Here is a 24,094-nt window from a genome sequence, read left to right on the forward strand (position 1 = left end):
TCACCCCCCAATGTGACCGAACGAATGAAAACTTGTCCCTGTTACAGCCGAATATTCTGATTGACCGGACTGGCTCACCGGGCCACTTCGATACTGAGGGTTAGCGTCACCCCCACAGGAGGTACAACGAATGTCCGACATCACGGCATCGGCCGAGGCAACCACGGACGGTGAAGGATTCTTCGGACACCCCAGGGCGCTCTCCACGTTGTTCCTCACGGAGATGTGGGAGCGCTTCAGCTACTACGGCATGCGGGCCCTGCTCGTCCTCTACCTGACCGCCACGGTGGCCAACGGCGGCCTCGGCTGGGGTGACGGCGACGCCGACGCGCTCTACGGGGTCTACGTCGCCATGGTGTACCTGATGGCGCTGCCCGGCGGCTGGGTCGCCGACCGGCTGCTCGGCGCGCGCCGCTCCGTCCTGTGGGGCGGGATGGTCATCGCGGCCGGGCACTACGCGATGATCCTGCCGAGCGTGCCGACCTTCTTCCTCGGGCTGGGCCTGATCACGATCGGTACCGGCCTGCTCAAGCCCAACATCTCGGCCATGGTCGGCAAGCTCTACAGCCCCGACGACGTCCGGCGCGACGCCGGGTTCTCGATCTTCTACATGGGCATCAACCTGGGCGCGTTCATCGCGCCGCTGATCACCGGGTACCTCGGCGAGAAGGTCAACTGGCACCTCGGGTTCGGGGTGGCCGCGATCGGCATGACCCTGGGCGTGATCCAGTACGTGCTGGGTCGGCAGCGGCTGCACGGGGTCGGCGACGAGCCGACGAACCCGCTGACCGCCGCCGAGCGCCCGGCCGTCATCCGCTGGTTGCTGATCGGCGTCGGGGCCGTCGCCGTGCTGCTGCTGGTCGCGGCGCTCACCGGCACCCTCAGCGTCTCCCGGGTGGTCACCGGGCTCACCGTCTTCACGGTCCTGGTCGCCATCGGGTACTTCGGCCGGATCTTCCTCGACAAGTCCCTCGACTCCGACGAGCGCAGCCGGATGAAGGCGTACGTCTGGCTGTTCCTGTTCGCCGCCGCCTTCTGGCTCATCTACGACCAGGCCGGCTCGGTGCTCAACCGGTTCGCCCGGGACGAGACCGACCGGGTCGTGTTCGGCTGGGACATGCCCGCCTCGTGGCTGCAGTCCGTCAACCCGATCTTCGTCATCATCGGCTCCCCGCTGTTCGCGATCCTGTGGCTCAAGGCCGGGCACCGGCTGTCCACGCCGCTGAAGTTCAGCATGGGCCTCGTCCTCAACGGCTTCTCGTTCATGCTGATGGCCGCCGCCGCCAAGGCCGCCGTCGGCGGGAACCTGGTGTCCCCGCTGTGGCTGGTCGCCGTGTACGCGCTCCAGGTCTGCGGCGAGCTGTGCCTGTCGCCCGTCGGGTTGTCGGCGACGACGAAGCTGGCCCCGGCGAAGTACGCGAGCCAGATGTTGGGGCTGTGGTTCCTGTCCACGGCCGTCGGGGACGCGATCGGCGGGCAGGTCGCGAAGATCGGGGAGGACTACTCCCAGCCGGCGTACTTCATGGTGCTGGGCGTCGCGTCCGTGGTGCTCGGCGTGGCCGCCGTCGGGTTCACCCGGCAGTTGCACCGGCTGATGCGCGGCATCCACTAGCCCGCCACCCGCTGCGCGAAAACCCCGACAGACCTTTCGACGGGTACGGGGCGGCCCGGTTCGACCCGGGCCGCCCCCACCTGGTGCTACGTCCCCTCGGGGGCCGGTTCGGTCCGCTGGGCGGCGGCCCGGACCGCGCGGTGCGGCGCCAGTACCATGATCATGTTTCTGCCGTCCTGCTTCGCGGCGGACTCGACGAACCCGAGTTCCCCGATGTCCTCCGCCAGGCGGCTCAGCAGCCGGAACCCGAGCTCCGGGCGGCGCTGCTCCCGGCCCCGGAACCACACGGCGATCTTCACCTTGTCCCCGGCGCGCAGGAGCCGCGAGACGTGGCCCCGCTTCGTCTCGTAGTCGTTCTCGTCGATGTTGGGCCGGAAGTTCATCTGCTTGGTGACGGTCTGCTGCTGGTTGCGCCGGGCCTCGCGCGCCTTCTGCGCGGCCTCGTACTTGAACCGGCCGTAGTCCATCAGCCTGCACACCGGCGGCTGGGCGTTCGGCGCGACCTCGACGAGGTCCAGGTCGACGTCGGTGGCCAGCTGCAGGGCCTGGGCCAGCGGGACGATGCCCACCTGCTCGCCCTCCGGACCGACGAGGCGGACCTCGCGGGCACGGATCTGGTCGTTCAGTCGTGGTTCGGTGCTCATCGGAGCACCTCCGCCCGGCGGGTGGGGGCGGTGCGTACACACAGTCTCAAAGATCGTTCCTCTCGCGCACATTCGGGTACGGGACCCGGGCGCGAGCGGCTGGGATCAGCGGCGGGAGGCGGCGCCCGGGGAAGCGGTCACGGCGTTCACGGCGTCACCTCCTTCTCTCGTGTGGAGCCCGACGATCCCAGAACGGCGGTCGGCTGTCATCCGAATTTCGCGCGCGGAACCGCCCGGCCCGCCAGCGTGGCGCCGCCCGCCCGGCCGGCCCTGCGGCGTGGCCCGCGACCCGGTCACAGCCTCCACTCGGGCAGCCGCCGCTTCGCCTGCCGGAGCCGGCGCAGCACCTCGGGCACCGAGCGGATGATCACCGGCAGGGCCAGCCAGTACAGCACCAGGGCGTGGTAGTGCAGTTGCGCCCACTGGGTGACCGACAGGCCCTCCGGCCAGGACAGCCACGGGTACCACAGCCGGCTCTCCAGCACCCCGTACCGGCAGAAGTCCTCCTGCTTGGTCGCCAGCGGGAAGCAGGTCGGCGACAGCAGCATCTCGAAGACCGTGCTGTTCGCGCCCACCCACAGCGACAGGGCCAGCACACCGAGGATCGCCAGGTTCCGCGACGGGCGCGAGTCGTGGTGGGTCAGCCAGGCGGCCAGGGCCAGGGAGGCGGGGAAGATGGCGATCAGGAAGAACCGCGGGCCCCAGTAGAAGTCGCCGTTCCACGCCCACCAGCCGCCGTAGACCAGGACCAGGCCGGCGACGAAGACCAGCCACGCCTCCTGGCCGCGCCACAGGTCCACCGCGGCCGGGTCGAACAGGCCCCGCAGGCGGCGGCGGGCGGGCAGCAGCAGGCCCGGGGTGAAGAAGACCAGGCCCTTGCCGAAGGACAGCAGGATGGCCAGGATGCCGAGGAGTACCGGGAAGTCGAACCGCTCCGCGCCGTAGCCCTGGTCGAGGGGGTGGCCCCGGCGCGCCCAGGACTCGGCGAGGGCCACGACGCCCGCGACCAGCACCGGGAGCACGTAGCGTAGCCGGTGGGTGAGGGCGCTCTGCCGCAGGCCGAGCAGGCCCAGCGCCGGCAGGCTGGACATCGTGTTCGCCCCGCCGAGGGTCATCGCCACCCAGCCGGCCCACCGCACCGCCGGCCGGGTCACCAGCGCCACCGCGCAGAGCACGCCCACCCCGACGGTCATCGCGGTGAACGTCTCGCCGTAGAAGTCGTTCACGTGCGGGGCGATCATGGTGCCGGCCACCAGGAGCAGCAGGAACCGGCGGAGCAGCACCGCGTCGACCCGGCGGCGCAGCAGCAGGAACAGCAGCCCGAGGGACACGACGAACAGCACCAGGTTGTAGTGCGTGATCCAGCCCCGGGCGTCGCCGGCCGCGCGGCCCAGCCACCACAGCGGGGTGGCGAAGAGCGGACCCAGCAGCGAGTACCGGTCCGTGGACAGCCCCGCGCCCGTCAACAGCTGGGTCAGCGCGTCGAACCGGCGCTCCCCGTCGCCCATCAGGTGCCGGGAGGTGAACCACAACGACACCAGACCACCCACGATGAGGACGTAGTCCGTGACGGCGGCGGCCCGGCCCAGGCGGCGGCTGGTCCGGAGGTGGTCCCAGGCGGGCTCCTCCAGGGCCGTGGTCGGCGGTGCGGTGGTGGTTCTCTCGTCCTGCCCAAGCATTTCGGAAAAATAGCAGAGATCGGGGCAATGGCCGCGACGCGCACCGCCCGGGGCGGCGCGGTCAGGACCTGCCGAGGCTCGCCAGGGCGGCGGCCAGGTTGGACACCTGCTCGCTGAGGCTGGCGATCTGGGCCCGGGCCGCGTCGCGTTCGGCCGTGGCGGCCTCGGCGGTCCGGAGGCGTTCGCGCAGGTCGGTGACCTCGGCGTTCCCCGAGCCGGCGGCCTCGTCGGCGCGGCGGGCCTCGGTGTCCGCGCGGGCCTTCTCCGTCGCCACGGCGTGTTCGGCGTCGGCGAGCCGCGCGGCCAGGTCGGCACACCGCGCGTCGGCTTCGGCGGCCCGCCGGGTGTCCGCCGCCGCCCGGGTCTCGGCGGTGTCCCGCGCGGCTGCGAGCGCCGTGACCGCTTCGGCGTGCTCGTCGCGTTCCCGTGTCAGGCGGGTGGCCTCGGTCGTGGCGGCCTCCCGGGTCGCGGCCAGCTCCGCGACCAGCGCCTCGTGCGCCACCGACAGCTCCTCGTGCTCCCGGGCCAGCCGCGCGGCCTCGGTGGTGAGCCGGTCCGCCTCGGCCGTCAGCCGGGCCACCTCCGCCGTGGCCGCGTCGCGCTCGGCCCGCAGCGCCTCGCGTTCCCGGCGGGTCGCGTCCCGTTCGGACACCGCGTCGGCCCGCAGCGCCTCGGCGGCGGCGGTCGCGGACCGGGCGGTCGCGGCGGCCTCCTCGGCGGCGGCCCGGGCCAGGTCCGCCCGGGACCGGCGCTCCTCGGCCCCCGCGACGAGCCGGCCGGCCTCCTCGACGGCCTCGATCCGGGCGCGCTCGGCCCCGGCCGCCCGCCGGTCCGCCTCGCCGACCTGCTGTTCCGCGGTGCTGCGGGCGGTGGTGGCCTCCGCCTCGGCCGCCGTCGCGCGGGCCTGGGCGGCGCGGGCGGCCTCCTCGGCGCGGGCGGCCGCGGTCTGGGCGGCCTCGCGTTCGGTGTGCGCGGCGGCCACGGCGGACGCGGCCTCCGCGCGGATCTCGGCCGCCTGGCGTTCCACCCCGGCGGGGGTGAGTTCCCCGGTCAGGGACGCGGCGAGGTCGGCGGCGGCGAGTTCCATCCGCTCGACGAGCTCCCACGCCTTGGTGACCTGACCGGCCAGACCGGGGGAGCTGCGTTCGCGCTGGCGGCCACTGCGCGCGGCCCGCAGGCAGGCACTGTCGTTGTCCCGACAGTACTGGAAAGGGCGGCCGGACGAGGACTTCTGCGGTACGGGCAGGCCACAGTGCGCACACGGCCGGGTGATGGGAGGCTCAACGCTGGTCACGGCCGGAAAGTCTAGTCGGGAGCCCTGTGTCCGTTCCGCTAAGCTGCCCGCGATGGCTTCGAACAAGTATCCCGGACAGTGCGGCACGTGCGCACAGCGAGTGCCCGCCGGGGAAGGCACGCTGACCAGGACCGATGCCGGCAGTTGGGTGACGTACCACCCGCACTGCGTGCCCGCGCCCCGCGCCCCGCGGCAAGGGGAGCACGACGGCTGGCACCGCCGGCACCTCGCGGCGTTCGATGTGGAGAGTACGGGGGTGCGGACCGGGGTCGACCGGATCGTGTCCGCCTCGCTCCGCGACACCAGCGGCCACACCCTGGAACTGCTGGTCGACCCCGGGGTGGACATCCCCGCCGAGGCCACCGCCACGCACGGGATCACCAACGAGCAGGTCCGCGAGCACGGCCGTCCGCCCGCCGAGGCGCTCGACGAGCTGGCCGACGCGCTCGCCCGGTACCTCAACGCGGGCATCCCGATCGTCATCTACAACGCGGTCTACGACCTGACCCTGCTGGAGACGGAGCTGCGCCGGCACGGGCTGCGCTCCCTGACCGACCGGGCCGGCGGCACCCTCGCGCCGATCGTGGACCCGCTGGTCATCGACCGGCACGTGGACCGGTACCGCAAGGGCGGCCGGACCCTCGAGGTGGTCTGCGCCTTCTACGGCGTGACCCACCCCGGCCCGCACCGCGCCGACGCGGACACCCAGGCGTGCATGGACCTGGCCATCGCGATCGCCGCGTGCCACCGGACGATCGCCGACCAGAGCCTCGCCGACCTGCACGCGGGCCAGGCGGAGTGGTACGCCGAATCCGTCGCCTACTTCGCCGAACGCTTCCCGGAGCGGCACTACGAGGCGGCGTGGCCGATCGCCACGGTCACGGTCGAGGAGTGGCCGGAGGTGTAGGCCGCCCGCTCGGGCCACCGCCGCGTGGCCCGAACCAGGTCGGCACCGGGGGCGGGGTGGGGCCCCGCCCGGTGGCCCTCCCGGGGCTCCAGAAGCCCGGAGAGCGGGCATCACCCTGTGGCCGGCGTCACCGTCACATCCACGGGGCCTGTCCCGTCCAGTACGCATGAACATCTTTCTCGCCGGTGCCACGGGCACCCTGGGCCGTCCCCTGGTCCGCCAGCTCCTCGACGACGGCCACCGCGTCCTCGGCCTCACCCGCGACGCCGCCGGCGCCCGGCGCCTGGCCGCGCTGGGCGTGACCCCGGTCGTCGCCGACGCCCTCGACCGCGCCGGCCTGCTCCGCGCGGTCGAGGGCCTGTCCGCCGACGTGGTCCTGCACGAGCTGACCGCGTTGAAGAAGCCCCCGCTGCGGCACGCGGACATGGCGATGACCGACCGGCTGCGCGTCGAGGGCACCGCGAACCTGCTGGCCGCCGCCCGCGTCCTGGGCGCGCACCGGTTCCTCACCCAGTCGATCGTCTTCGCGTACGGCTTCGGCCCGGTCGGCGCCGTCACCGAGGACTCCCCGCTCGGGGGCGACGACGGCACCCCGTGCTGGCCGCACCTGGCGGCGATCCGGTCCACGGAGGAGCAGGTGTTCGCGGCCGAGGGCATCGAGGGGATCGCGTTGCGGTACGGGCTGTTCTACGGCGGTGACGACGCGCTGACCCCGATGCTGATGAGCCGGAAGATCCCGGTGCCGCGTGCCGGCGGGATGGCCGGCTGGGTGCACGTGGCCGACGCGGCGGCCGGGACCGTGGCGGCCGTGACGAAGGGGCGCGCGGGGGAGGCGTACAACCTGGTGGACGACGAGCCGGCGGCCTGGGCGGACGTGTTCACCGCCGCCGCGAAGGCCGTCGGGGCGCCCGCGCCGCTCCGGTTGCCCGGGTGGCTGCTGCGCCTGGTCGCCCCGTACGGTGGGGCCATCATGACCCGCTCGGACCTGCGGGTGTCCAACGCCAAGGCGAAGCGGGAGCTCGGATGGGAACCGACGTACCGGACGTACCGCGAGGGGTTCGCCTCTTCGTAGCCGTGTACCCGTCGCCGGCGGCCCTCGACCACGTGTCGGCCTTCGCGGCGGGCCTCGACCTGGGCCCCCGGCCGGCGCCGCGCGCCTCGCTGCACCTGACGCTCGCGTTCCTCGGCGAGGTGCCGCCGGCCCCGGCCCTGGCGGCGGTGGAGGCGACCGCCGCCGCGACCGGCCCGTTCGACCTGCGGTTGGCGGGCGGCGGCAGCTTCGCGGGGCGCGACTCGACCGTGCTGTGGGCGGGTCTCGCCGCCCCGGTCCTCGACGGCCCGGCCGCGACCCTGCGCCGCGAACTCGACCGGTACGGGGTGTACTACGACGAACGGCCGTTCCGCGCGCACCTCACCCTCGGCCGGGTGTCCGGGCCGGTGGACGCGCCCCTGGCGGCCCTGGCGGGCTACGTCGGACCGGTGTCCACGATCGACCGGCTCGCCCTGGTCAGCAGCCTGCCGGGTCCGGACGTCGCGTACCGGGACGTAGCCAGCTGGCCACTGCGCTGACCGGGTCGGGCGTGCCGCACGGCACCGTGGCGGTGCACCGGCGGATCCGGGCCACGGCGAGCCGGCTACCGGTGATCAGGCCGTGCGCCTCCAGGGCCGCGATGCCGTAGGAGCTGCAGGTCGGAGTGTAGCGGCAGTGGCTGTCGAGGCGGGGGGACAGCCAGCGCTGGTACCCCCGGACGGCTCCGATGCCGAGGCGGGCACCCAGGGTGACGTGCCCGGGTCGCGGGGGTGTCGCGGCGGTCAGCCACGGCCCGTGGAACAGGGTGGTGACCGAGTTCGAGCAGACCTGGACGTCTCCGCACTGGGCGGACGAGTCACAGCCGCCCGCGTTGCAGGAGTCCCCGAGGTCGCCGCAGGCGTCGTTGACCACGTCGTCGCAGGCCTTCGACGCCTGGTTCGAGCAGCCCTCGCCGCAGGAGTCCAGCGCCTCGCCCGCGCAGCTGTCGTCGCAGGACCAGCTCTCGTCCGGCATGCCCCCGGTCGCCCGGTGCGGGGTCGGGCCGACCGACGGCGTCGGGACCGCGGGGGGTGTCGGCGAGGTGTCGATGTCCGGCGGGGCCAGCCGGCCGGAGTCGGGGTGCCGGCGCCACCCGGTCACCCAGGTCAGCACCATCAGCGCGGCGACCCCGACCGCGCCGAGGGCACCCAGCACGGCCCACAGCCAGCGAGATCTCATGGCGGGACTCTAGCGCGCGTTCCATCGACCCCCATGGCGGCTCCCGGGGTCCCCACCCGGGGGAGCCGAACCGCTCGCGGGCGGGAGGCCTCCCGGGGCCACCCCGAGCGAGGCGCCCTACCTCGCCCTGAGGACCGCGTGGCTCGCCGGCACCGGACTCGGGCCGGCGTCGGTCAGGCGAAGCCGGAGGAGTAGGCGGCGACCACCGCCTGGGTCCGGTCCCGCACCCCCAGCTTGACCAGGATGTTCCCGACGTGGGTCTTCACGGTCTCCACGCCCACGAACAGCCGCGCCGCGATCTCCGCGTTGGACAGGCCCTCCGCCATCAGCCGGAGGACCTGTTCCTCGCGTTCGGTGAGGCCCGCGTGGTCCAGCCCGCGCCGCTCCCGGGTCCGGCGGGTGGCCAGGTCGCGCACCTTGGCCGGGAACAGCAGCGAGTCCCCGGCGGCCACGATCCGCACCGCCTGCACGATCTCCGCCGGGCGGGCCCGCTTGAGCAGGAAGCCCTGCGCGCCGGCCAGCAGCGCGTCGTACACGTAGTCGTCGTTCTCGAACGTGGTCAGGACCACCACCTTCGGGGCCGGCCGGACCGTGTCCAGGATGTGCCGGGTGGCCGCGATCCCGTCCACGGCCGGCATCCGGACGTCCATCAGCACCACGTCGGGGCGCAGCCGGCGCGCCGCGTCCAGCGCGTCGGCCCCGTCGGCGGCCTCGCCGACCACGGTCAGCTCCGGTTCGGCGTCGACCACGGCCCGCAGCCCGACCCGGATCAGTTCCTCGTCGTCGACGATCAGGACCGTGGTCACCGCGTCCGCCGTCACCGCGGCAGCCGCACGTCGACCCGCCACACGCCGGCCTCGGGGCCGATCGTCACCCGGCCGCCCAGGGTCCGGACCCGCTCCACGATGCCGGGCAGCCCCCGGCCGCCGCCCGAGGGCGCGGCGGGGCCGGTGAACGGGTTGGTCACGGTGATCTCCAGTTCGTCGGGGGCGGCGTGCACCCGCACGCTGACGGGTACGGGGCCGGCGTGCCGCAGGGCGTTGGTCAGGCTCTCCTGCACGATCCGGTACCCGGCCTGCGACACCACGGTCGGCAGCGCCTCCGGGTCGCCGGTCGTCTCGGCGCGCACCCGCACCCCGCCGACCCGGGTCCGTTCCAGCAGGTCGGGCAGCGCCGCCAGGGTCGGGGTCGGCGCGGTCGGGGCCGGCCCGTCGGACTCCTCGCGGAGCAGGCCGAGGACATGGTCGAGATCGGTGAGCGCCGCCCGGGCCGACTCCTCGATGGCCGACAGCGCGCGCCGGGCGAACGCCGGATCGTGGTCGAGCACCCGGCCGGCCGCCCCCGCCTGGAGCGTGACGACGCTGAGCGTGTGCCCCACGGAGTCGTGCAGGTCCCGGGCGAGCCGGTTGCGTTCGGCGAGCCGGTGGGCGCGCTCCTCGGCGGCGGCGAGCCGGTCGGCGGCGGACGGCCCGAGGAACACCGGCGCGAGCCGGGCCATCAGCGCGCCGACCCCGGCCACGAGCGCCACCAGCGCGGCGAGGGCGCCGATCCCGGCCAGCGGCGCGGTACCCGTGCCCCACTCGGCACTGTTGTAGCCGCCCACGACGAGCGACCGGCCCTCCCCGGACAGGACGGGCGCTCCGATCAGGACGGCGGCGGCCGGCGGCACGGTCAGGGTCAGCGCGCTGACGATCCCGCCGAGTACCAGGTGCAGGGCGAACCAGCACGCGGTGCGCCACCGGTCGCCCCAGCCGCGCGGCGGCCCCACGTCCGGCGGGCCGTCGAGGAGCGCGTGCGCCGCCCCGCCCTCCAGCACCCGGACGGCCGGCAGGAACGCCGTGACCATGATCAGGGGGACGGAGCCGAACAGGACCACCAGCTGGACGCCGAGCATGAGCAGGCCGTCGGTCGGCAGCTCGATGAGCAGGGTCGAGACGAACAGGCCGAGGAGCACGTACGGGGTCAGGAGCGCCCCGCCCATGATCAGGAAGATCCACCGTACCCAGAGCCCGCGCACCCCATGATCCTGCCAGACGGGGGCGGCGGGCTCGGACGACCGTGCGCCGCGGGGACGCTCCGTCAGCTGGTGGCGGCGTGGAGGGCGTCGACCAGCGGCGGGCGGGTCGGGTTCGGGCTCAGCGCGGACAGCTGGTTCGGGGCGTAGGACACGCCCAGCCGCTGCGACGGCCAGGCCGCGTGGCACGAGCCGCCGAAACCGTTGTGCCCGAACGCGTCGCGCGGCGGACCGAAGTCGCGCGACACCGTGGGCAGGGCGTACCCGGCGGCGTAGGCGAGTTCGGTGCCGCCGAGCAGCTCCCGGCCCCGGCGGATCTCCCGGCGGCCCAGCGCCAGGGTCTCCGGCCGCAGGATCCGGACGCCGTCCAGGGTGCCGCCGAGGGCCAGGCAGCCGAACAGCCGGGCCATCGACCGGGTGTCGCCGGCCGCGCCCCCGCCGGGCAGCCCGGCCCGCCACAGCGCGGGGGAGTTCCAGAACCACTCGTCGCCCGGGCGCAGCACGTCGGGGTTGGCCAGGGAGGCGACGAACGGGTCCGTGGCCGGGGCCGGGGCCGCGCCGGGATCCGTGCGGCCGGAGCTGTCGGGACCCGGTCCGCCGGCAGGGTCTGACCCGGAACCGGGGCCCGGTCCGGCGGCGGGCGGGTCCGACCAGTCCGGGGCGTAGCAGATCCGGGACATCCGGTGGTGCTGCTCCTCGGGCAGGCCGATCCACAGGTCCAGCCCGAGCGGCCCGGCGATCTCGTCGGCGAAGAACGCGCCCAGGTCGCGGCCGTCGACCCGGCGGATCAGTTCGGCGGTGAGCCAGCCGAAGGTCAGCGGGTGGTACAGGAAGTCCGCGCGCGGGTCGGTCTCCCGGGGCTGGGCGGCGAGCAGCGCGGCCATCCGCCGGCCGTCGAGGCTCTCGGCGGGCGTGACCGGGGCGTGGAGTGCGGGCATCCGGGCCTGGTGGGACAGGACCTCGGCCACCGTGACGTGGGACTTGCCCCGGGCGGCGAACTCCGGCCAGTACCCGGAAACAGGCTCTTCCAGGGTGATCCGGCCGCGCTCCACCAGGATCAGGACGCAGGTGGCGACGAGGGCCTTGGTGCCGGAGTAGACGAGTTGCAGGGTGTCGCGCGCCCACGGCCGGCCGGTGTCGCGGTCGGCGGACCCGCCCCACAGGTCCACGACCAGCTCGCCGTCGCGGACCACCGACAGGGCCGCGCCGACCTCCCGGCCCTCGTCGAGGTTGCGGGCGAACGCGTCGGTGACCTGCCCGAAGCCCGGGGCGGCGTGTCCGTGAACTGTCATCCCGGCAACCTAAGGGTTGGGGGCCGGCTCCGTGAACCCGGGATCACGTGGCGCTAGTAGATCCGCGACTCGCCCACCGCCAGGTCCCACAGGTCCTCCGCCGCGCCGCCGGCCGCCGCCCACGCCTCCCGCGCGCGCCGCACCGGCTCCATGACCGGCTCCCGGGTCAGCCCGAACGTCCCCCAGTGCATGGTCGCCATCCGGCGCGCGCCCAGGTCGGCGGTCGCCCGCACCGCGTCGGCGGGATCCATGTGCACCGGCTTCATCATCCAGCGCGGCGCGTAGGCCCCGACGGGCATCAGGGCGACATCCAACGAGGGGTACCGGGCCCCGATCTCCCCGAAGTAGCGCCCGTATCCGGTGTCCCCGGCGAAGAACAGCCGCCCGTCGAGGACCCAGCCGCCCCACAGGCTCCGGCACGTGTCGGTGAGCGTGCGCCGGCTCCAGTGGTGCGCGGGCACGAAGTCGAGGCGCAGGCCGTCGAGCGTCGCGTGCTCGTACCAGTCGAGTTCCGTGACGTTCGTGAAGCCGCGTTTCGTGAACCAGGTCCGCAGGCCCATCGGCACGAACACGGCCGTGTCCCGGGGCAGCCGCTTCACGGTCGGCGCGTCGAGGTGGTCGTAGTGGTTGTGGCTGATCACGACCGCGTCGATCCTCGGCAGGTCCGCCCAGTCGACCCCGGGCGGGGTCCAGCGCCTCGGCACGGCCGGGATCTTGTCCGACCACACCGGATCGGTGAGCACGGTCAGCCCGCGGGTCCGCACCACGTAGGAGGCGTGCCCGACCCAGGTCACCGACGACTCCCCGGCGGCCAGCGGCGGCAGACCGTCCCGGCGGACCGGCAGGTTCGGCACGTCGGCCAGCGCCTCGCCCTTGGGCCGCAGGCCGCCGGAGCGCAGCACCTTGAGGATCGTGCCGAGCCCCGGCAGCGGGTCCGTGAGCCGGTCGCGGTAGCCGGTCACGCGTCCTCTCCGGGGTAGCGGACGCCGATCTGGCGGCGGATCTCGTCCATCGTGGCCATCACGTCCAGAGTGGAGCGCCACGGCACCAGCGGGCTCTCCGTGAGGCCCTCGCGCAGGCAGCGCATCGCCTCGACCGCCTCGTGCGCCATGCCGTTCCCGTGGTACGGGACCCGGAACTCCTCCGGCTCCGCGCCCTCCCGGTGCAGGGTGAAATGGTCGGGGCGGAAGAACACCGGGGGCAGCTCGAACCGGCCGCCGGGCCCGGCCACGTACGCCCGCGCGGCCGTGTCGCTCGTGATCGAGCAGGTCAGGGTGGCGTTCGCCCCGGAGTCGTACCCGAACAGCATGCCCGTGTTGGCGTCCACGCCCTCCGGGGTGAGCAGCGCGTGCGCCGCGACGCTGTCCGGCGCGCCGAGCAGCAGCTGCGCGAACGCGATCGGGTACACGCCCAGGTCCAGCAGCGCTCCGCCGCCCAGGTTCGGGTCGCGCATCCGGCCGTCGGCGGGGAACGGGCCGGCCAGCCCGAAGTCGGCCTGCACGGTGCGCACGTCGCCGATCGCGCCGTCTGCCACCAGCTCCGCGAGCTTCAGGATGGCCGGGTTGCACCGCATCCACATGGCCTCCATCAGGAAGAGGCCCCGCTTCCCGGCGAGATCGACCAGGTACCGCGCGTCGGGCTCGTTCAGGGTGAACGCCTTCTCGCACAGCACCGGCTTGCCGGCCTCCAGGCACAGGGCGGTGGCCTCGCGGTGCGCGTGGTGCGGGGTGGCCACGTAGATGATGTCCACGTCCGGGTCGGCGGCCAGGTCGGCCCAGGTGCCGTGGGCGCGCGGGATGCCGTACCGGTCGGCGAACGCCCGCGCGGACTCCACCGAGCGGGACCCGACGGCCACCACCTCGGCGTCGGGCAGGGTGAGCAGGTCCTCGGTGAAGGTCGCGGCGATGCCGCCCGTCGCGAGGATGCCCCAGCGGATCTTCGAGCTCATGCGAACAGCCTCTCCAGGACGACGGCGACGCCGTCCTCGTTGTTGGTCACGGTCCGGTGCCCGACGGCGGCGAGGACGTCGGGGTGCGCGTTGCCCATCGCGTACCCGGTCCCGGCCCACCGCAGCACCGACAGGTCGTTGGGCGCGTCCCCGAACGCGATCACGTCGGCGGCCGGGATGCCCCGTTCGGCGCACACCGCGGCGACGGTGCTGGCCTTGGTGACCCCGGCGGCGCAGACCTCCAGGAGTCCCGGACCCCCGGAGTGGGTGACCTCGGCCTGCCGGCCGACCACCTCGCGGGCGGTGGCCAGCATCGCGTCGACCTGCATCGTCGGGTGGTGCACGAGAATCTTGGTGATCCGCTCGGCGCGGTCGAGGGCCTCCTCGAACGAGGCGACCTCGACCTGGATCTCGTCCTCGCAGCAGGCCGCCGTGTCGGCCGCGCACCGCCAGGTGAACGCCGGCTCCAGGAACACCCGGTGCCCGGTCTCCACGGCGCAGCCGGCCCCGGGCAGGGCGGCGCGGAGGGTGTCGGCCACCTTGCGCGCGGTGGGGGCGTCCAGGCAGTTGCTGCTCAGGATCCGGCCGGCGGCGGGGTCGTACACCACGGCGCCGTTGCCGCAGACGGCCAGGTCGACGAGGCCGGCGTACGCGTCGGTGAAGCGGGGCGGTCGGGCGGTGACGACCACGACGGTCGCCCCGGACCGGCGGGCCAGGCGCAGGGCGTCGGCGGTCCGGTCGGACAGGACGCCGCCGGAGCGGAGGAGGGTGCCGTCGAGGTCGGTCGCGATCAGGCGCATCCGTCATGATCGCACGCGGGTTCCGGGGCCGGGTGGGCTCCTGCCGGGCGTCCTGACAGACGGACGCGTGCCCCGGGCCGGGAAGGGGCTCGGGGCACGCGGTGGAGCGGTCGGTCGGTGTCGGTCCGCCGGGCGGGACGGGCGGACGGTCGGCCGGCCCGTCGACTCAGAGGCCGGCGGTCAGGCTCGGGTGGTTGGCGAACTTCTTGTAGAGGTTCTCCTCCTGCATGTCCGTCTTGCCGGAGTCGTCGTACCGGATCCGCAGGCCCGGGAACGGCTCGTAGCCGGGCGAGTCGAAGATCATGTACATCTTGAGGTTCGGGAACCGGTTGGCGTCGAGGGCGGCGGTGGCCTGCTGGAAGTACGAGCGGGCCTCGGCGGCCGTCGAGTGCGTGATGCCCCACTCGACGATGCCCCACGGCTTGGAGGTGTAGCTGCGCCCGGGGGCCGTGTTCTTCTCCAGGATCTTCTGGAACCGGTCGACGTTGGCGACGAAGTTGGGGTTCCAGCTCGCGCCGTACGCGTTGAACATGACCCAGTCGACGTACTGGTCACCCGGGTACATGAGCGGCACCAGGCAGTCCCAGGTCGGGTAGTTCATGTAGTCCATGACCCAGATGACGTTGCTGACACCCTTGGCGTCGAAGCGGGTCCGGACGTTCTTCCACATCTGGCGGTACTCGGCGGGCGTACCCCCGATGGCGTCGGCCTTGGTCTTGCAGTTGGTGCCCGGCGCGCTGGTGACGTCGTTCTCGGGCTCGTGGTGCAGGGTCAGGAAGATCTTCTTCGAGCCCAGCTTCTTGATGTTGTCGGCGGCCTTGTCGATCCGGGCGTTGACGGTGGCGTTGCCGCCGCCCGCGTCCTTCCAGACGTCGGCGGCCTTCCAGTTCTGGAAGAGGGTCGTCCCGTCCCGCAGGGCCAGGGCGCGCACGTCCGCGTTCGTCAGCGGCAGGCTGCCGCCCGGCGAGAAGGTGTGCGCGACGTCGAGCTTGCGGCCGATCCGCTGCTCGTGGAACTCGATCTGGGCCTTCTCCGAGGCGGAGACCTGGGTGTATCCGGTCGCCCGGGCGCCCAGCAGGGGGCGGCACGGATTCACGAGGAGCTTGTCGGGAGTGCAGTCGCGGGGCGCGGCGGCCGTCGCGGTGGTGGCCGACGCGAGGCAGAGTGCCACTACTGTCAGTCCCACTGCGATTCGGGCACCGATGCGAGGGGTCTGGCGCATCTGTGTCGGTCCTTTGTGCAGCTCAGCGAGGGTTTGGGGTTGCTGAGACCGCGACGGTACCGATCACGGACGGTCGATGACCAGATCAGTTTTGCGCGGATTTGGCTACTCTCAGTAGTTTCTCGACGGTCCGTGACGCAAGGATGCCGGTGCGTGGTCACTTCCGTATCTCCGCAGCTCAGGGCCCTCGGGAGATCGACGGTGTGACGCTGCTCTCAGTCACATTGACAAAACCGGATGAATACCGGAAATGGGGTGGCGCAATTCCCGCACAATGGGCGGCATGGTCACCCGCGACGCGCTGCTCACCCGTTGGTCCGAGACTCTCCGCCGCCACCAGGGGCCCGGCGCGCCCGACCCCGGTCCGTACGGGGCGGACCTGCTGACCCGGTGGGCCGAGCCCCAGCGCAGGTACCACACCGCCGACCACCTCGCGGCCGTCCTGGATCGGATCGACGACCTGGCCGGGCACGCCGCCGACCCCGACGCGGTCCGGCTCGCCGCCTGGTTCCACGACGCCGTCTACCGGCCCGAACAGTCCGGCAACGAGGAGCGCAGCGCCCGGCTCGCCGAGCTCGCGCTGCCCGAGGCGGGGGTGCCCGACGCGGTCACCGCCGAGGTCGCCCGGCTCGTCCGGCTCACCGTCACCCACGACCCGGCCCCCGGCGACACCAACGGCGAGGTGCTCTGCGACGCGGACCTGGCGGTGCTGGCCGGCGCCCCGGCGGCGTACGCGGCGTACGCGGCGGCGGTCCGCGAGGAGTACGCGTTCGTGCCCGACCTGGTGTTCCGGGCCGGGCGGTCCGCGGTGCTGATGGACCTGCGCGACCTGCCGGCCCTGTTCCGGACGCCGCTCGGCCGGGAGCGTTGGGAGGCCGACGCGCGCCGGAACCTGGCGACGGAGCTGGGGGCCCTGGAGGGCTGAGCGGGGGCGGCCCGGTCGACCCCGCCGGGCCGCCGGTGATCCGTCGCATCGATGAACCTACCTATCGATCTTGGCGGATGTTTGTGCGTATACTCCCGTCACCGCGTGCGTCCGCGCCCCGTGGACCACGGCTCGGGAGGTGACGATGCAGTACCTCGCGCTGGCCGCCCGCTGCCTGCTCGGTGTCGTGTTCCTGGCCTCGGTGTCCACGAAGGTCACCGGTCCGGCCGCGTACGGGGCGTTCGTGCGCTCGGTGCGCCGGATGCTGCTGCTGCCCCCGGGCCTGGTCGCGCCGGTGGCGGCGGTGGTCGTGGCGGCCGAGGCCGCGATCGTCGTCCTCGTCGCGGTCCCCACGGTGGCCACGGCGCTCGCCGGGTTCGCGGTGGCGGCCGGGCTGCTGCTCGCCTTCGCGGGCGGGATCGCGCTGACGGTGCGGCGGGGGACCCGTACCACCTGCCGGTGCTTCGGGGCGTCCACTGTGCCGCTCGGGCCGGCCCACGTCGTGCGCAATCTCCTGCTCGTGGCCGTCGCCGCCGCCGGCGGAGCCGCGGTGCTGTCCGGCGGGTCGCTCAGGCTGGGCGAGGCGCTGGTCGCGGCCGTCGCCGGGCTGGTCGTCGGCGGCCTGGTGACCGTCATGGACGACATCCGGGGACTCTTCCGGCCGACCCCGGCCTCCCGGGGCCGCTGACCGGTCCCACCGCCCGCCCACCCCCGCCCGGAGGACACCCATGCCGCTCCTGATCTCCCTGGTCGCCCTGCTCACCGTGCTGGTCCTGCTGAACGTGACCCTCACGATCGGCCTGGTCCGGCGGCTGCGGGACCACGACCAGCGCCTCGCCACCCTCGAACAGGGCGCGCCCGAGCCGATGCTGCCGCTCGGCGAGCGGATCGACGCGTTCGCGGCCGTGACGGTCGACGGCGAGGAGCTGACCCGCGAGAGCCTGGCCGAGGGCACGATGGTCGGCTTCTTCGACCCGCAGTGCGAGACCTGCCACTCGCACCTGCCGCTGTTCGCCGCCGAGGCAGCCCGGCGCGGACCGGGCCTGGCGCTCGGCGTGGTCCGCGAGGACGACGAGTCCCACGAGATGGTGGCCGTGCTCGCCCCGGCCGCCCGGGTCGTCGTCGAGCGCCGCCGGGGCCCCGTCGCGCGCGCGTTCCACGTGGAGGCGACCCCGGCGTTCTGCCGGCTGGGCGTGGGCCAGACGGTCGTCGCCCACGGGTACGGGCACGAGGTCGCGACCCCGGCATGACCGACCGACGCATCGGACTGTCGCCCGCCGAGGTGCTCGCGCGGATCGGTAGCGCCGTCGGCCTCACCCTGCGCGCGGCCCCCGGTTCCCTGGCGGGCTACGTCGCCGGCACCCTCGTCGCGGCGGGCGTGCCCGTCCTCACGGCCTGGCTGACCCGGGCCGTGGTCGACGGGCTGGCCGGCGGGATCACGCCGGCGTGGACGGGCCAGGTCGTCGCGCTCGCGGTCGTCGGACTGTTCGCGGCGACGGTCCCGGCGGCGCTGCGGTACCTGCGCAACGAGATGGAGCGGGCCGTCGCGCTCGTCGCCAAGGAACGGCTGTTCGCCGCCGTGGACCGGATCACCGGCCTGGCCCGGTTCGAGGACCCCGCGTTCCTGGACCGGCTCGAACTCGCCGACGAGTCCGGCGGCCGGGGCCCGAACCGGGTGGTGGACGGCGCGTTCGGCGTGCTCGGCGGGCTGGTCACCGTGGCCGGGTTCCTCGGCTCGCTGTGGGTGGTCAGCCCCGTGATGGCCGTCGTCGTGCTCGCGTCGGGCTGCCCGGTCCTCGCCGCCGAGCTGGTCCTGAGCCGGCAGCGGGCGTGGACCAACTGGGAGATCACGCCGGCCGAGCGCCGGGAGCTGTTCTACCGCGACATGCTCGCCACCGAGCGGGCCGCCAAGGAGGTCCGGCTGTTCGGCCTCGGCGCCTTCCTGAGGGGCCGGATGCTGCTGGAGCGGCGCGGGGCCAACGCCGCCCAGCACCGGATGGACCGCCGGGAGCTGGCCACCCAGGCCGGTCTCGGGCTGTTCTCCGCCGTCGTCGCCGGGGCCGGCCTGGTCTGGGTGGCCCGGGCCGCGCAGGGCGGCCAGCACACGGTCGGCGACATCGCGCTGTTCATCGCCGGCGTCGTCGGGGTGCAGGCCGCGATGGCCGCCGTGGCCCAGCAGGTCGCCACCGCGCACCAGGCGCTGCTGCTGTTCGAGCACTACGTGACGGTGCTGCGGGCCGGCCCCGACCTGCCGGTCGCGGAGACCCCGGCCGCGCTGCCCGCGTTGCGGTCCGGGATCGAGCTGCGGGACGTGTGGTTCCGCTACTCCGACGACCATCCGTGGGTACTGCGCGGCGTGGACCTCACCATCCCGCACGGCGAGACGGTGGCGCTGGCCGGGCTGAACGGCGCGGGCAAGTCCACGGTCGTCAAGCTGCTGTGCCGGCTGTACGACCCCACCCGGGGCGCGGTGCTCTGGGACGGGGTGGACATCCGCGACGTGGACCCGGGCGTCCTGCGGTCCCGGATCAGCGCCGTGTTCCAGGACTACGTCAACTACGAGATGACCGCCGCCGAGAACATCGCCGTCGGCGACCTGACGGCCCTGGGTGACCCGGCCCGGATCGAGGCCGCCGCCGACCGGGCGGGCGTGCACGAGACCCTGGCGAACCTCCCCGACGGGTACGGCACCATGCTCAGTCGCCGCTACCACAACGATCCGGCGGCGGCGGCCCCGCAGGCCGGGGTGAACCCGTCCGGGGGGCAGCGGCAGCGGATCGCCATCGCCCGCGCGTTCCTCCGCGAGCACCGGGACCTGGTGATCCTCGACGAGCCCAGCGCGGGCCTGGACGCGGAGGCCGAGCACGAGATCCACACCCGGCTGCGGTCCCGGCGCACCGGCCTGACCAGCCTGCTCATCTCCCACCGGCTGGGCGCGGTCCGCGACGCCGGCCTGATCGTGGTGCTGTCCGAGGGCCGGATCGTCGAGCGGGGCGGCCACGACGCGCTGGTCGCGGCCGGCGGGGTGTACGCGCGCCTGTTCGGCCTCCAGGCCGCCGGGTACCAGAACCAGGGGGTGTGAGAGATGTGGTGGGTCCTGGCCGGCGTCGGGGTGCTCGCCCTCGGCGGGGCGCTGTGGGTGCGGCGCGCGTTCGTCGTGGTGACGGTGGAGGGCGCGAGCATGTCCCCGACGTACGAGGACGGCGACCGGGTGCTGGTCCGGCGGGTCCGGCCGGCAGGGGTGGCCGCCGGGCGGGTGATCGTGCTCGCGCCGCCGGCCGAACCGGGGACCTTCGCGGGGCGTCGCGGGCGGATCCGGGCGGCCGGGCGGCTGTGGCTGGTGAAGCGGCTGGTGGCGGGGCCGGGTGATCCGGTTCCGCCGGGCCTGGGGCCGGCGCTCGCGGACGCGGCGGGGACGGTCGTCGGTGCGGGCCGGATGGTGGTCGTGGGGGACAACCCGGGGCAGAGCTACGACTCCCGGCAGGAGGGGTTTGTCGCGGTCGGGCGGGTCCGGGGCGTGGTTCTCCGAAGGCTGTGAAGGATTGGCATTGACGATGATCGATGCAAAGGGGAGACTCTTTCACACATCGGAAGATCCACTATGGAGGTCGCCCAATGAAGATCATCGACCGCGTGCTCAAGCTGGTCCTGCCCACCGCCACCGCGAAGGCCGCCCCGGCGAAGGGTCGCTGCGTGCCCGGATGCGGCGGCGACGGGGTCTACTGGGCCTCGCACAACTCCGGCAAGCGCCCGTGTTGCTAGTGCGCTGACGACAGGCCCGGCGCGGAGCGCCGGGCCTGTTCCGTACGGGCGCGGGCATCGTGGACGGCGGCATCGTGAGCGATGGGCGCCGGGCACCGGGGCGGCGGGCAAGGCGGCGGCGCGGTCGGGGACTGGGCCTGGGTGGCGGGCAACGGCGCCGTGAGCGGCCGGCGCGGCGGGCGCGACCGTGTGTCGAACGGGCGATCGGCGGGCGAGTCGTGTGAACCACCGGTCGGGTGCCGCGCGGGCGATGCGCCGGAGCGCTGCCGGTATCCGGTACCGTGCGGATGTGGATCTTGTGATTTTCGACTGCGACGGGGTGCTCGTCGACAGCGAACCCCTCGCGCTGCGGGCCAACGCCGTCTCCCTCGCCGAGTTCGGCTGGCCGCTCACCGACGACGAGATCATCGCCCGGTTCGTGGGCCGGTCGCACACCGCGATCCAGGACCAGGTCGTCGCCCAGCTCGGCGTCGAGCGCGCCGACGCGTGGGCGGCCCGGTTCGACGCCCTGCACCGGGCGGGGCTGGAGACGGTGCTGCCGGTCGAGGGCATCGTGGCGGCGCTCGACGCGATCACCCTGCCGAGCTGCGTCGCGTCCAGCGGCACGCACGAGAAGCTCCGGCTGACGCTCGGCCGGACCGGGCTGTACCCCCGCTTCGAGGGTCGGATCTTCAGCGCCACCGAGGTCGCGCACGGCAAGCCCGCCCCGGACCTGTTCCTGCACGCCGCCGCGGCGATGGGCGTCGAACCCGGGCGGTGCGTGGTCGTGGAGGACAGCCGGTACGGGGTGCAGGCGGCGCGGGCGGCCGGGATGCGCTCCCTCGGCTACACCGGCGGCGTCACGCCCGCCGCCGCGTTGGCCGGGCCGGGCACGGTGCTGTTCGGCGACATGCGGGAACTGCCGGAGCTGCTCCGACAAACTCGCTAATCTGGCGTGAACAGCCACATAGCGGTCAGGAGTGCCGGATGTCCGACCCGAGCCCGTCCGGGGCGCACCTCGAGTACGACATCCCCCGTCCCCACCGGCACCCGTGGGAGATCCCGATGGTGGTCATCGGGGTCGTGGTCTCCATCGGCGCGCTGTGCGTGCTGTTCGTGCTGCTGGTCCAGGGCGTCCAACTCGACGAGAGCCTCGCGGCCACGGTCTTCGGCCTGCCGTTCCTGATCTACTTCATCCGGGGCCGCACCTACGCGACCCAGCGGGTCAACGGCGTGCGGATCACGGAGACGCAGTTTCCCGACGCGCACCGGATCCTCGTCGACGCCGCCCGGGCGATGGGACTGGCGAAGACCCCGGACGCCTATGTGGTACTCGGCAACGGCGTCATCAACGCGTTCGCGTCCGGCCACGGCTTCCGCCGGTACCTGGCGTTCCACAGTGACCTGTTCGAGGTCGGCGGCCGGCTCGGCGACCCGGACACGTTCGCGTTCATCGCGGGCCACGAGCTGGGCCACGTCCGCGCCGGGCACGCCTCCTACTGGCGGCAGCTGGGCACCGCCGTGCTGAACATGGTGCCCGCGCTGGGGGCCACGTTGTCGCGGTCGCAGGAGTACACCGCCGACAACCACGGGTACGCGGTCTGTCCGCGCGGGCACCGCGGCATGACGGTGCTGGCGGCCGGCAAGTACCTGTATCCGCAGGTCGACTTCGACGCCATGGCCGACCGGGCGCGCACCGACCGGGGGTTCTTCGTCTTCGTCGTCAACCTGCTGGCCAGCCATCCGGTGAACACCAAGCGCTTCGCGGCGCTGCGGGACCGGACCCGGCCGGGGCGGATGTTCTTCTAGGCACAGGGTGGGCACCGGGCGCGGGCCCCGTGCCGGAGCGCGTCGCCCGGGCACCCTCCCGGGCCGGGCGCTAGGGCAGCGCCTCGTCCAGGCTCAGCGCCAGCCGTTGCAGCACCTGCTCGCGGGTGGAGTCCGTGGCCTCGCCCAGCCACGCGATCAACTGGTTCTCCACCAGGATGTGCACGCTCGTCTTGCGGCTGTGCAACGACGCCGCGCGCCCGAACGCCTCCTGGATCGCCGCGACGTCCACCTGCGGCAGCGGCGTGGAGATCCGCAGGTCCAGCTGCTCGGGCGGGTTGACCACGGTGATCAGGTCGAGGCGCTCCTGGGTGGTCAGCGACGCGTCCCCGAGGATGGTCAGCGCCCGCAGCCACTGTTCGAGCAAATCACGGCCTGTCGGCCCGGACTCGTCGGTCACGGTGTCACCCTCCCCACGCGGCGGGCGACGACTACACCCGCAGTCGCACTCTACGACGCCCGCGCCCCGCGGGGGACCCACCGCCGCGCGGGGATCCTGCGACCCGGGGCCGGCGGGGATCCTGCGACCCCGGACCGGCGGGGTCGCGTGCGCCCGGGTCGGGCGGGAACGCGGGCCGCGCGTTGCGGACGCCACGACGCGGGCCCTATCTCCCCCGTGCCCGGTGCGCCGCCAGCAGCTGGCGGAGCCGGGTGACGGCGTCGTCGGCGTACTCGCGGTCCACCGCCCGGACCGCGTCCATCCGGACCAGCTCCCCGGTGACCGTGTCCAGCCGGGCGCACCGGGTGCCCTCGTACCGGACGGCGCGGATCTCCGACCAGGGCAGCCGCCGCGCGCCGACCACGTTGACGACGAGGACGCCGGCCGGGTCGACCTGCACCCGGGGCCGCGCGCCGAGGTAGCCGACCCCGACGGCGAGCGCCGCGCCGGTCGCCGACCACGCGAGGTGGCCCGCCGACAACGACGGCTGTCCGTACTCGTCCCAGCCGATGCCGGCCAGCACGGCCGCGCCGGCCAGGGCGCACGCGGCGATCCGGGTGACCAGGCGCGCGAACCACGGCCGGGCGACGACCTCCGCCCGGTCCCGGGCCGGGGGAGTCGCGACCATGGCTGGCTCCTCCGGGTCGGCGGGGCGGGACGGCGGTGCGACGGGTACGGCGGGCGCGGGTTCCGGGACCGTGGCGGTGCGGGGCGGCGCCGGTCGGGCCCGGAGCCGGGAGGGTACCGCGACGGGGCGGGCGCGCGGCAGGGGCAGGCCGATGGCGGGCAGGGTGGTGTCCTTCCTGGTCGGTGAGTCGACGTGATGCTGGGACATCGGTACCCGCCCGGGGAGGTGTTACACATCCGCCCCGCCTACCGGGGCGAAGCCGACAACTCCGGCGGCATTCGGGGAACCCGGGGGCTCCCCTGACCGAAGGTGTCAGGGGAGTGCGGGCATGCTCCGGGCACGGTTTCTCACGAGGGGGATAGGACATGACGGACGACGGGCGCACGGACTTCGACTTCATCGTCGGCGGGTGGCTGATCCGGAACCGCAAGCTGACCGACCTGACCGACCGGACCTGCGCCGACTGGGTCGAGTTCGACGCGACGACGGAGGGCGTCCACCTGCTCGGCGGGCTGGGCAACCTCGACACGTTCCGGGTGGCGGACCTGCCCGGCCGGGGCCCGTTCGAGGGCTTCTCGCTGCGGCTGTACGACCCGGCGACCCGGCTGTGGCGGATCTGGTGGGGTTCCACCGCGCAGCCCGGGCAGCTGGACGTCCCCGTCGAGGGGCGGTTCACCGACGGGGTGGGCCGGTTCTTCGCCGAGGACGTGGTGGGCGACGAGAAGGTGGGGGTCCGGTTCGAGTACCGCAACCCGTCGCCGGCCGTCGCGCGCTGGGAGCAGGCGTTCTCCTATGACGACGGTGTGACGTGGCAGGTCAACTGGGTGATGGACTGGACCCGCCCGGAGTAGCGCGACAGCCCCGGCCGCCGCAC

At 73.9% G+C, this 24,094-nt stretch carries 26 protein-coding genes; 13 read left to right on the forward strand and 13 right to left on the reverse strand.

Annotation, left to right across the window (positions count from 1 at the left end):
• Positions 1–130: 130 nt before the first annotated feature.
• Complete coding sequence (locus PT931_RS28560) at positions 131–1,612, forward strand: peptide MFS transporter (RefSeq protein ID WP_456248801.1); 1,482 nt, start codon at positions 131–133, stop codon at positions 1,610–1,612.
• 86 nt (positions 1,613–1,698) lie between these two features.
• Here PT931_RS28560 and infC read toward each other — a convergent pair whose 3' ends face one another.
• The 3 genes from infC to PT931_RS28575 all read right to left on the reverse strand — a co-directional run bounded on the left by infC (position 1,699) and on the right by PT931_RS28575 (position 5,229).
• On the reverse strand, positions 1,699–2,238 hold the full coding sequence (gene infC / locus PT931_RS28565) for a translation initiation factor IF-3 (protein WP_456248996.1): 540 nt from the start codon (positions 2,236–2,238) through the stop codon (positions 1,699–1,701).
• Positions 2,239–2,549: 311 nt separating this feature from the next.
• A complete protein-coding gene (locus tag PT931_RS28570; protein WP_456248802.1) occupies positions 2,550–3,935 on the reverse strand; it encodes a hypothetical protein in 1,386 nt (461 codons plus the stop codon).
• A 61-nt stretch (positions 3,936–3,996) separates the two neighbouring features.
• The gene (locus tag PT931_RS28575; protein ID WP_456248803.1) at positions 3,997–5,229 is read right to left on the reverse strand and encodes a hypothetical protein; all 1,233 of its coding nucleotides are present in this window, start codon (positions 5,227–5,229) and stop codon (positions 3,997–3,999) included.
• 52 nt (positions 5,230–5,281) lie between these two features.
• Between PT931_RS28575 and PT931_RS28580 the strand changes: the two genes are divergently transcribed.
• From PT931_RS28580 to thpR, 3 genes are all read left to right on the forward strand, one after another.
• Positions 5,282–6,136, forward strand: a complete 855-nt coding sequence (locus PT931_RS28580; RefSeq protein ID WP_456248804.1) for an exonuclease domain-containing protein — start codon at positions 5,282–5,284, stop codon at positions 6,134–6,136.
• A 166-nt stretch (positions 6,137–6,302) separates the two neighbouring features.
• Positions 6,303–7,208, forward strand: coding sequence for an NAD-dependent epimerase/dehydratase family protein (locus tag PT931_RS28585; protein ID WP_456248805.1), 906 nt, complete (start codon positions 6,303–6,305; stop codon positions 7,206–7,208).
• Between the two features lie 2 nt (positions 7,209–7,210).
• On the forward strand, positions 7,211–7,705 hold the full coding sequence (gene thpR / locus PT931_RS28590) for an RNA 2',3'-cyclic phosphodiesterase (protein WP_456248806.1): 495 nt from the start codon (positions 7,211–7,213) through the stop codon (positions 7,703–7,705).
• Here the strand turns inward: thpR and yidD are convergent.
• The 8 genes from yidD to PT931_RS28630 all read right to left on the reverse strand — a co-directional run bounded on the left by yidD (position 7,644) and on the right by PT931_RS28630 (position 15,609).
• Positions 7,644–8,384 carry a membrane protein insertion efficiency factor YidD gene (yidD, locus tag PT931_RS28595; protein ID WP_456248807.1) on the reverse strand — a complete coding sequence of 247 codons (741 nt, stop codon included), beginning with the start codon at positions 8,382–8,384 and terminating at the stop codon, positions 7,644–7,646. The genes thpR and yidD overlap by 62 nt on opposite strands.
• Before the next feature lie 173 nt (positions 8,385–8,557).
• Positions 8,558–9,190, reverse strand: a complete 633-nt coding sequence (locus PT931_RS28600) for a response regulator (RefSeq protein WP_456248997.1) — start codon at positions 9,188–9,190, stop codon at positions 8,558–8,560.
• An 11-nt stretch (positions 9,191–9,201) separates the two neighbouring features.
• Positions 9,202–10,401 (reverse strand): sensor histidine kinase, encoded by a 1,200-nt coding sequence (locus tag PT931_RS28605; protein ID WP_456248808.1) that lies wholly within the window; start codon positions 10,399–10,401, stop codon positions 9,202–9,204.
• A 62-nt stretch (positions 10,402–10,463) separates the two neighbouring features.
• Positions 10,464–11,690 (reverse strand): serine hydrolase domain-containing protein, encoded by a 1,227-nt coding sequence (locus PT931_RS28610; RefSeq protein ID WP_456248809.1) that lies wholly within the window; start codon positions 11,688–11,690, stop codon positions 10,464–10,466.
• 53 nt (positions 11,691–11,743) lie between these two features.
• A complete protein-coding gene (locus PT931_RS28615) occupies positions 11,744–12,652 on the reverse strand; it encodes an MBL fold metallo-hydrolase (RefSeq protein WP_456248810.1) in 909 nt (302 codons plus the stop codon).
• The gene (locus PT931_RS28620) at positions 12,649–13,638 is read right to left on the reverse strand and encodes a Gfo/Idh/MocA family protein (protein WP_456248811.1); all 990 of its coding nucleotides are present in this window, start codon (positions 13,636–13,638) and stop codon (positions 12,649–12,651) included. The genes PT931_RS28615 and PT931_RS28620 overlap by 4 nt, the downstream gene beginning before the upstream one ends.
• Complete coding sequence (locus PT931_RS28625; protein ID WP_456248812.1) at positions 13,635–14,438, reverse strand: Cof-type HAD-IIB family hydrolase; 804 nt, start codon at positions 14,436–14,438, stop codon at positions 13,635–13,637. The genes PT931_RS28620 and PT931_RS28625 overlap by 4 nt, the downstream gene beginning before the upstream one ends.
• A 166-nt stretch (positions 14,439–14,604) precedes the next feature.
• Positions 14,605–15,609 carry a glycosyl hydrolase gene (locus PT931_RS28630; RefSeq protein ID WP_456248813.1) on the reverse strand — a complete coding sequence of 335 codons (1,005 nt, stop codon included), beginning with the start codon at positions 15,607–15,609 and terminating at the stop codon, positions 14,605–14,607.
• Between the two features lie 334 nt (positions 15,610–15,943).
• Here PT931_RS28630 and PT931_RS28635 point away from each other — a divergent pair, with 334 nt between their 5' ends.
• From PT931_RS28635 to PT931_RS28670, 8 genes are all read left to right on the forward strand, one after another.
• Positions 15,944–16,585, forward strand: coding sequence for an HD domain-containing protein (locus tag PT931_RS28635; RefSeq protein ID WP_456248814.1), 642 nt, complete (start codon positions 15,944–15,946; stop codon positions 16,583–16,585).
• Between the two features lie 145 nt (positions 16,586–16,730).
• Entirely contained in the window at positions 16,731–17,273 is a 543-nt protein-coding gene (locus PT931_RS28640) for a MauE/DoxX family redox-associated membrane protein (RefSeq protein ID WP_456248815.1), read from the forward strand.
• Between the two features lie 40 nt (positions 17,274–17,313).
• Complete coding sequence (locus PT931_RS28645) at positions 17,314–17,835, forward strand: hypothetical protein (protein ID WP_456248816.1); 522 nt, start codon at positions 17,314–17,316, stop codon at positions 17,833–17,835.
• A complete protein-coding gene (locus PT931_RS28650) occupies positions 17,832–19,667 on the forward strand; it encodes an ABC transporter ATP-binding protein (protein ID WP_456248817.1) in 1,836 nt (611 codons plus the stop codon). The genes PT931_RS28645 and PT931_RS28650 overlap by 4 nt, the downstream gene beginning before the upstream one ends.
• Positions 19,668–19,670: 3 nt before the next feature.
• Positions 19,671–20,123 carry a S26 family signal peptidase gene (locus tag PT931_RS28655; protein WP_456248818.1) on the forward strand — a complete coding sequence of 151 codons (453 nt, stop codon included), beginning with the start codon at positions 19,671–19,673 and terminating at the stop codon, positions 20,121–20,123.
• A gap of 77 nt (positions 20,124–20,200) precedes the next feature.
• On the forward strand, positions 20,201–20,347 hold the full coding sequence (locus tag PT931_RS28660) for a hypothetical protein (RefSeq protein ID WP_456248819.1): 147 nt from the start codon (positions 20,201–20,203) through the stop codon (positions 20,345–20,347).
• Positions 20,348–20,636: 289 nt separating this feature from the next.
• On the forward strand, positions 20,637–21,275 hold the full coding sequence (locus tag PT931_RS28665; RefSeq protein WP_456248820.1) for an HAD family hydrolase: 639 nt from the start codon (positions 20,637–20,639) through the stop codon (positions 21,273–21,275).
• A 38-nt stretch (positions 21,276–21,313) separates the two neighbouring features.
• The gene (locus tag PT931_RS28670; RefSeq protein WP_456248821.1) at positions 21,314–22,135 is read left to right on the forward strand and encodes a M48 family metallopeptidase; all 822 of its coding nucleotides are present in this window, start codon (positions 21,314–21,316) and stop codon (positions 22,133–22,135) included.
• Positions 22,136–22,205: 70 nt separating this feature from the next.
• Here PT931_RS28670 and PT931_RS28675 read toward each other — a convergent pair whose 3' ends face one another.
• Positions 22,206–22,553, reverse strand: coding sequence for a hypothetical protein (locus tag PT931_RS28675; protein WP_363723525.1), 348 nt, complete (start codon positions 22,551–22,553; stop codon positions 22,206–22,208).
• 205 nt (positions 22,554–22,758) lie between these two features.
• The gene (locus PT931_RS28680; protein ID WP_456248822.1) at positions 22,759–23,427 is read right to left on the reverse strand and encodes a PH domain-containing protein; all 669 of its coding nucleotides are present in this window, start codon (positions 23,425–23,427) and stop codon (positions 22,759–22,761) included.
• Between the two features lie 158 nt (positions 23,428–23,585).
• On the opposite strand from PT931_RS28680, the gene PT931_RS28685 reads away from it, so the two are divergent.
• Positions 23,586–24,071, forward strand: coding sequence for a hypothetical protein (locus tag PT931_RS28685; RefSeq protein WP_456248823.1), 486 nt, complete (start codon positions 23,586–23,588; stop codon positions 24,069–24,071).
• The last annotated feature ends 23 nt before the right edge of the window (positions 24,072–24,094 follow it).

Source organism: Longispora urticae (genome assembly GCF_053902585.1).